Source organism: Paraburkholderia sp. JHI869 (genome assembly GCF_038900775.1).
Classification (GTDB): domain Bacteria; phylum Pseudomonadota; class Gammaproteobacteria; order Burkholderiales; family Burkholderiaceae; genus Paraburkholderia.
Map to the genome: position 1 here is coordinate 1 of NZ_JAYMSC010000071.1, position 5,902 is coordinate 5,902.

Genomic DNA, 5,902 nt, shown 5'->3' on the forward strand with positions numbered 1-5,902 from the left:
GTTCGAATGCAGGTCTATGCCACAATAGTTCATGTCGGTCTCCGCAGGGTCAAAGTGCGTTTCGCAAACTGACTTTAACCCCGCCGCTGCACGGCGGCGAGGAGGCCGGCTACATGATCATCATTACCGGCGGCCCGAACGGCATTTACGGCATCGAGCCGCCGAGCCTGTTCGGCCTGGAGTTCAGTTCGCCGCGCTCGGTGTACGTGCTGGGCATGGCGTTCTTCCTCGTCGTGCTGGTGTTCGCCGTGCGGCTCGGACGCTCGCGCCTCGGGCGCGCGTGGACCAGCATCCGCGAAGATGAAGCCGCCGCCGAGGCGGTGGGCGTTCCGACCTTGCGCGTGAAGATGCTCGCCTACGTGATAGGCGCGTTGATTGGCGGACTTGCGGGCAGTCTCTTCGCCGCGCGCTTCGGCACGATCGATCCCACGGCGTTCACGTATCTGCAGTCGGTGACGATCCTCATCGTCGTCGTGATGGGCGGACGCGGCAGCATTCCCGGCGTGATACTCGGCGCGCTGATCGTCGCGGGGCTGCCGGAAATGCTGCGCTTCCTGAACCTGTGGCGCATTTTCGGCTTTGCCGTCGCGCTCGTCGTGCTCATGTTGTTGCGCCCGCAAGGATTGTGGCCCGCGCGCGTGAGGCGCGCCGCACCCCGGCCCGAGGAAGAGACCGTCGCGCACGAGGCGGAGGCGGCAGAGGCGGCGGGCGAGGAAAGCGCCGCCGCCGTTTCCATAGCCGATAGCGGCGGCCTCGAAGCCGCGGCCACGCGCGAAACGCTGCTCGAAGTGCATGGCCTCGAGCGCCGCTTTGGCGGCGTGCGTGCGATCGGCGGCATCAGCTTTCAAGTGCGCAGCGGCGAGATTCTCGCGCTGATCGGCCCGAACGGCGCGGGCAAGACGACGGTGTTCAACTGTTTGACGGGGGTGATCCGCCCGAGCGGCGGCCGCCTCGTTTGGCGCGGCGAGCCACTTGGCGGCGGCGCGCCCCATCGCAACGTGCATCTTGGCATTGCGCGCACGTTTCAGGGCATCCGGCTCTTCAACCATATGAGCGCGTTCGAGAACGTGCTGATCGGCATGGATCATCGCTTGCACACGCCGCTCGTGGCGGAACTGATGGGCACGCGCGCAGCGCGCACCGAGGCCGCCGAGCACGGCGCGCTCGGGCAGCGCTGGCTGGATCTCGTGGGGCTCGGCGCGCGCGCGAGCGAATATGCATCGGACCTGCCGTATGGCGACCAGCGCAGGCTGGAAATCGCCCGCGCGCTGGCGAGCCAGCCGCGCCTCTTGCTGCTCGACGAGCCCGCCGCTGGCATGAACCCAACTGAAAAGCACGCGTTGATGGCGCAGATCCGCGGCATACGCGACCTGGGTGTAACGGTGCTGCTGATCGAGCACGACATGGCGCTCGTGATGGGCGTGTCCGACCGTATCATCGTGATGGATCATGGCGAGATCATCGCCGAGGGCGCGCCCGCGCAAATCCAGAACGACCCGGTGGTGATCGACGCGTACCTCGGCACGGCCGAGGAAGACGACGGCCCCGACGCCGCGGACGGGGAGAAGTCGCTATGGGGGTAGACACGACCGGCAAACTCCTCGACGTTCGCGACCTGCGCGTGAACTACGGCAACATCGAAGCGCTGCATGGCGTTTCGCTCGACGTCGGGCCAGGCGAGATCGTCGCGCTGCTCGGGGCCAACGGCGCGGGCAAGACCACCACGCTGCGCACCATCTCCGGGCTGCTGCGTCCGCGCGGCGGGGGCATTGCGTTCGAGGGGCAGGCTCTGGTTGGGCTGCCGTCGCATCGGATCGTCGCGCTCGGGATCGGTCACGTGCCGGAAGGACGGCGTATTTTCGGTGCGTTGACGGTCGAGGAGAACTTGCGTCTGGGCGGCTACCTCTTGCGGCGCGATGCCGCCGCGCTAGAACAGGGCATTGCTCAGGCCTACGAAACATTCAGTCGACTGCGTGAGCGCAAGGATCAGCTCGCCGGCACGCTGAGCGGCGGCGAGCAGCAAATGCTCGCGATTGCGCGCGCCCTCATGCTCAAGCCCAAACTCGTGCTCCTCGACGAGCCTTCCATGGGGCTCGCGCCCAAGCTCGTGCGTGCGATTTTCGAAGTGATCGCGCGCATCAGCCACGCGGGCACGGCGGTGCTGCTCGTGGAGCAGAACGCACGCCAGGCGCTGCGCATTGCGAATCGGGCCTATGTGCTCGAAGGCGGGCGTGTGGCGCTCGCGGGTTCGGCCCACGAGTTAGCCGACGACAACCGTGTGCGCGCGACGTACCTCGGCGGCAGCGCGGCGGCGCAGGAAGGAGGGGCCGCATAAGAGGGGGTGCACCGGCAGAGCAGCACTACATGTACAATTGCAAATCATTCTCGTTATCATTAGCGATTAATCGATAATCGATGCAAAATGCGGCACACGAGGGCTTGGCGCGCTTTATTGGCGATAGATTGCGCGTAAATGACAAAAATAGGCGAATAAGCGAGGAAATACTCGATCGTGGATCAGATCTGGCGCCACCCGCCTGAAGGCGCGCAACGCGGGCTCGACCGGCCAATCATGGCGACAAGCCATGAATACGATGCGGCCGCCAGGCAGGCGTGGCACGCGCACGATCTGGCGCGGTTCGTTTTCACTACCAGCGGCGTGTTGCGCGTGACGACACCTGGCGGCATGTGGACGCTTGGGCCGCATCGCGGGCTGTGGCTCGCGCCGCGCGTGGGCCACGAGTTGATCGCGACGAGCGCGGTGCGCATGCACAGCGTGTACTTCGAGCCGGAGGCGTCGCCGTGGCAGGAATCGGAATGCCATGCGCTGAGGGTTTCGTCGCTGTTGCGTGAACTGGTGGCGGCGATGCTCGAAGACCGCGAGCGTGGCCCGCAGCGCCGCTACGCGCTTATCGCGCCGCTGTTGCTGAGCGAAATGCGCGATTCGCGCAAGGCCTCGGGCGGCGGCTTGCCGCTGCCGCTCGACCGGCGCTTGCGGCAGATTTGCGATTTCCTGCTGGCGGCGCCCGCCAACGGCGACTCGCTCGCTACCTGGGGCGAGCGCGTGGGGGCGAGCGAGCGCACACTCGCTCGGCGCTTCAAGGACGAGACCGGTTTGACTTTCGGGCACTGGCGGCAGCAGTTGCGCATCGTCGAGGCCGTGTCGAAGCTCGCCCAAGGCGTGCGCGTGGCGGAGATCGCGGCCGAACTCGGCTACGCGAATTCGAGCGCGTTCATCACGATGTTCCGCAAGACGATGGGCGAGACGCCCCAGCGATATCTGAAAAGCGAGCCGCGTTGAAGGCGCCTTTCGCACGTTTTTCGCGCGCTTTCCGCGCGTTTGCTGTTTTCGCGGCGCGCGTCACATTTGCTTGAACAGATGTGCATACTGGCGGCTCACGTCGAGGGCGCCCGTGTGGCCGCGCAGTCGCAATGTCATCTTCCCGAGCGCGCTGACCGATGCGCTTTCCACCTGATCCACGTTGACCACCGTGCCGCGGTGGATCTGCCAGAAGCGCGCGGGGTCCAGTTGCGCGCACAAATCGCGCAGGCTCGTGCGGATCAGCAGTTCGCCGCTGCGCGTCGTGACCACGACGTATTTGTCCGCTGCTTCGAAGTACAAAACATCTTCCACCGGCACCATGCGGATGTCGTTGCCGCTGGAGGCGCGCAGATAGCGCAGCGGCATGGCGCTCGGGACGCTTTGCGCATTGCCCGCCCGCGCACCGGCGCGCGCCTCGCGAACGTCGTGCGTGATCGCTTCCAGTTGGCGCAGCACGCGTTGCAGATCGGCTTGCATGTGCGGTGCCTCGGCGTCGTTCGCTGCCGATCGCGCGAGCCGTGCGCGCAGGCGCTCCACGGTGCGCACGAGCCGCGCTTGCTCCACAGGCTTGAGCAGATAGTCGATGGCCGCCGCTTCGAACGCTTCGAGCGCGTAGGCGTCGTAGGCGGTCACGAAGACGATTTGCGGCGGCGCGGCGAGATTCGCGCACGCACGCGCGACGTCGAGGCCCGTTGCGCCCGGCATGGCGATATCGAGGAACGCGACATCGGGTTCCAGCGCGGCGATGCGCTCGATGGCTTCGTGGCCGTTGCTGGCCGTCGCCACGATGCGCAAATCCGGCCACGCTGCGGCGAGTTCGCGCTCCAGCGCGACCGCGATCAACGGCTCGTCTTCGGCGATCAACGCGGTCGGGGTTTCGGCCGATGTGTCGGCCGCGGTGTCGGCCGGTGTATCGAGCGCGCGATGCGCGGCGTCGCTGTGTTGCGCCGTATCGGCGGGCGTGTGGCGTTTCATGATCTGGACTCCTGCGGGCCTGCGCCAACGCCTGCACCAACGGCATCGCGCAGCGGCAGCCGAACTCGCGCAACGACGCCGTGCGGAGCGTTCTCGATCAGCGTGAGCGAGGCGTGCTCGCCATAGAGCGCCGCCAGCCGCTCGCGCACATTCACGAGCCCGACGCCCGCGCCCTGCGTGCCAGGCGTCGCGCCAAAGCCGGGCCCCGTGTCGGTCACGGTCAGCTCGACATGCTCACCGTCGCGCCGCGCGCCGATGTCGATTCTGCCGCCCTCGACCGCGCCCTGAATGCCGTGCTTGAGCGCGTTCTCCACGAGCGGCTGCAACAGCATGGGCGGCACCGGGAGGTCGGCGCAATCGCGCGGCAGGTCGAGCGCGTAGGCGAGGCGCGCTCCGATGCGCATGGCGTGCACCGCGAGCATCGAGTCGAGCACCTTGAACTGCACCGCGAGCGTTTCGCTTTGCGCGCGCGAGGCCTCCAGCGTCGCGCGCAGGAATCGGTTGAGGCTCGCGAGGAAATCGCGCGCACGCGGAGGATCGGACGCGATCAGGCTGTCGAGCGTCGCCAGCGTGTTGAAGAGAAAGTGCGGCTCGATCTGCGCCTGCAACGCTTGCAGGCGGGCGCTGAGCGCCGTGCGCTCCGCGGCTTCCTTTTGCCAGGCCGCGCGCGCGACCTGCTCGCTCAGCTCGGCGATGCGCGTGCGCGACCAGCCATACCAGGTGACGAGCAGCGTGGCCGTGAGTGCGATCCAGCCGGTGAGCGCGAGATCCTTCGTCGCGAACGCGTGGCGCAGGCCGATCCCGAGCACCACGCTGGCAATGCCACGCCCGAGCGACGCGCCGAGCACGATGGCGAGCACCATCGCCACAGCCAGCCGCGGGGCCGTGAGCGCATTGTGGCGCTGCAGAAAAAAGCGGGCGACGTCGAGCATCAGCATGATCGAGAGCCCGATCGCCTGGCTGAAGACGAAGTTGTCGATGAATCGCTCGTGAACGCCCGCGACGGTGAGCGCGAAGGCAATCAGCGTATTGCCGATGACGACGATCACGCCCTCGCGCGCGAACCCGGCGATCAGAACATTGGCCGCCGGCGCGGGCAGGCGCGCGGCGGCATTCGGAAACTCGACGTGCGTGCCAGGAATCATGCGATCCAGCTCAGGACGATGAGGTTGAGCAGCCGGTGCGGCGTCGCAACGGCAGCGAGACCGGCAGCGACGAGACTGAAGAACGAACCGCGCATGGCGAGGCGATGGCCGCGGACGTTGCCATGGCGGATCGCCCAGATGGCGCGGCCAACGCTTGCGAACGTCAGCAGCGACAGGCCGTGCACCCAGGACAGATGCCCTGGATGCAGCTCGCGGATGTCGAACGAACTCAGCGCGGCGGCGAACATCGTCAGCGCCCAGAGGCGGCCGAGCCACTTGTGCCGCGCGCTGCCCTTTTCGGTCAGCATGACGGCGGTTCCGAGTATGACAGAAAGCGTCGCGGCAACGACGTGCGCAGCGATGATGGCAGACATGCTGGCTCTCCTTGGCGGGTCGAGCGGGGGCGATGTCTGCAGTGTGGTGAGCGCGCGCGGGGCGGGCGAGGGGGATGCGACGAAGG

General features: G+C 67.1%; 6 protein-coding genes. 3 read left to right on the plus strand and 3 right to left on the minus strand.

Annotated features, from left to right (window positions below; all coding sequences use genetic code 11):
* The first annotated feature begins 113 nt into the window (after positions 1 to 113).
* From VSR72_RS43700 to VSR72_RS43710, 3 genes are all read left to right on the plus strand, one after another.
* On the plus strand, positions 114 to 1,583 hold the full coding sequence (locus VSR72_RS43700) for a branched-chain amino acid ABC transporter ATP-binding protein/permease (protein ID WP_342958376.1): 1,470 nt from the start codon (positions 114 to 116) through the stop codon (positions 1,581 to 1,583).
* Positions 1,574 to 2,335 (plus strand): ABC transporter ATP-binding protein, encoded by a 762-nt coding sequence (locus VSR72_RS43705; protein WP_342958377.1) that lies wholly within the window; start codon positions 1,574 to 1,576, stop codon positions 2,333 to 2,335. Before VSR72_RS43700 ends, VSR72_RS43705 begins: the two co-directional genes overlap by 10 nt.
* A gap of 177 nt (positions 2,336 to 2,512) precedes the next feature.
* A complete protein-coding gene (locus VSR72_RS43710; RefSeq protein ID WP_342958378.1) occupies positions 2,513 to 3,301 on the plus strand; it encodes a helix-turn-helix transcriptional regulator in 789 nt (262 codons plus the stop codon).
* A 60-nt stretch (positions 3,302 to 3,361) separates the two neighbouring features.
* On the opposite strand, the gene VSR72_RS43715 is transcribed toward VSR72_RS43710, so the two are convergent.
* From VSR72_RS43715 to VSR72_RS43725, 3 genes are read right to left on the minus strand one after another with little or no spacing between them, the layout of a single operon-like run.
* A complete protein-coding gene (locus VSR72_RS43715; RefSeq protein ID WP_342958379.1) occupies positions 3,362 to 4,297 on the minus strand; it encodes a LytTR family DNA-binding domain-containing protein in 936 nt (311 codons plus the stop codon).
* Positions 4,294 to 5,442, minus strand: a complete 1,149-nt coding sequence (locus VSR72_RS43720; protein ID WP_342958380.1) for a histidine kinase — start codon at positions 5,440 to 5,442, stop codon at positions 4,294 to 4,296. Before VSR72_RS43720 ends, VSR72_RS43715 begins: the two co-directional genes overlap by 4 nt.
* A complete protein-coding gene (locus VSR72_RS43725) occupies positions 5,439 to 5,816 on the minus strand; it encodes a DUF2306 domain-containing protein (RefSeq protein ID WP_342958381.1) in 378 nt (125 codons plus the stop codon). Before VSR72_RS43725 ends, VSR72_RS43720 begins: the two co-directional genes overlap by 4 nt.
* Between the last annotated feature and the right edge of the window lie 86 nt (positions 5,817 to 5,902).